Here is a 2148-nt window from a genome sequence, read left to right on the forward strand (position 1 = left end):
GAAGCGATTAACGTAGGCCGGCCGGTTAACAGCGAGAAGGACGACTTCTCGTTCAGCTTCAATACGGCCAAAAACGAAGGCTACTTCTCCTCAAATAGGAACGGCACGGACAATATCATCAAGGCGGTACCGGTGTGCAGGGTAGAGGCCGTAGCAATGGTGAAGGACAGCAAGACAGGCCGCGCATTATCAGATGCGAGCGTCTCTATCCTGGACGCAAAGAAAAACGTGATCGCCACAAAACAGAGCAATTCCAAAGGAGAAGTCTCTTTTGATGTGGAATGCGATACGGAATATGTATTCCAGGCCGCCAAGAAAGACTATGATGCGGGATCCGGCAGGGTAACGAAAACCAAGGGCGGCAGGACATCTGTCGATATAGCCCTGGAACCTGTAGAAGTAGTGATCACGGATACCGAAGTATTGCTTAAGAACATCTATTTTGAGTTCAACAAGAGCAATATCACCCAGCAGGGAGCTACCGAACTTGACAAGCTCGTGAATGTGATGAACAGGTACCCGGATATGGTTATCTACGTGAAGTCGCATACGGACGGCAAGGGAAGCGCAGCCTACAACCTGAAGCTTTCCGAGCAGAGGGCACAGTCCACGGTTCAGTACCTGGTGTCGAAAGGCATCGGCAGGGAACGCCTATCGGGCAAAGGGTTCGGAATCACGGAACCGAAGATCGACTGCAAGGCGAACTGCACGGAAGAGGAGGATGCACAGAACAGGCGTTCGGAGTTTAAGATTATAAAGAGATAAGACACGGTTCTTACCTATTAAAGAATATAGTAACCTGACAGCTGGTCTTTTTAAGGCCGGCTGTTAGGGTTTTCAAAAAAATGCAATGATTAAAATGAGAAAGTTTCTGACAATAAGTCTTTTGGTATTATTTGGTTATCTAGCCAACGCCCAACAACCCAATGATTGTGTCAATGCCATAACGGTTTGCGGTAATGGCACATTCACATCCAATGCCTCTGGTATAGGAAATGTACAGGAGGTATCAGGTTGTGGTGGTTTAGAACATAATTCCATATGGCTTAAAATTAATATTGCCACTTCCGGAACTTTAGGATTTCATATAAAACCCTTGGATCCTAGCATTCTTGTAGATTATGATTTTTGGGTATATGGGCCTAATAGAACTTGTTCTAGTTTAGGAAGCCCTATTCGTTGTGCTACAACGAATCCCAATCTTGCCGGGCAGACAAACAATCATACCGGTATGTATGCAAGTACGACAGCTACTCAGGTTGGACCTGGTGCTAATGGCGATGGCTATGTAAGATGGTTGAATGTGACAGCAGGACAATCCTATTATATTGCGATTGATAGACCGATAGGTGATGGTGGTTTTGAACTGGAATGGATAGGTACTGCCACTTTTCCTACAGCCCCTCAGGCCAATGCAATTGGAGAAAGAAGAACCTGTAGTAATACACCTGGTATAGGACTGTTTGATCTTAATTCCTATAGAAGCCTTATTAATCCTGATCTCACAAATAACACAATAACCTTTCATACAACATTAGCAAATGCTATTGACCAGGTGTCGCCTTTGCCAAATATAATCAGCAACTCTCCTAATCCTCAGCAAATTTTTGCCAGAGTGACTGACAATGTTAGCAAGTGCTATAGTGTTGTTGATTTTACCTTGAAAGTGTATCCTATACCCAATGCTACAATAACCGCATCAACTCCTACGGCATGCTTAGGAGAACAGGTAACATTTACAATTAATGGAATACCCAATGGCATAATTGATTATAGGGTCAATGCAGGGCCTATACAAACGGTAACCTTAGATGCAAGCGGAACTCATTCTTTTTTAGAAACTTTCACGAGCCCCATTACTTATACTTTAGTTGAAGGAAGAATAGTAGATTCAAGTAATATTGTCATCTGTTCACAATTGCTTACAGGTCAGGCTACAATTGGATCACCTACAATAACCGCCGATATTACTACAGTAGATACTCCTATCTGTGAAGGTACTGCTCTTGCCATCGATATACAGGGTACTCCTGGCACTGTTGCGACCTATACGGACCCTGCAGGGCTACAGCAGACGCTGCTTCTTGACGGTACGGGCCACGGCACCATAAATTTTCCTACGACGGCTGCTCCGGGCACGTATACCTA

Annotated in this window: 1 protein-coding gene and 1 pseudogene; both read left to right on the plus strand. The window is 44.6% G+C overall.

From position 1 onward, the window contains the following. Nucleotides 1–765 (plus strand): OmpA family protein (locus tag ABH942_RS16615; protein ID WP_370033954.1); only part of this gene is annotated, 765 nt, incomplete at its 5' end. A 94-nt stretch (nt 766–859) separates the two neighbouring features. Next, nucleotides 860–2148, plus strand: a pseudogene (locus tag ABH942_RS16620) (hypothetical protein); the annotation flags it as partial.

It is taken from the genome of Flavobacterium sp. 28YEA47A (genome assembly GCF_041262125.1).
GTDB lineage: Bacteria > Bacteroidota > Bacteroidia > Flavobacteriales > Flavobacteriaceae > Flavobacterium.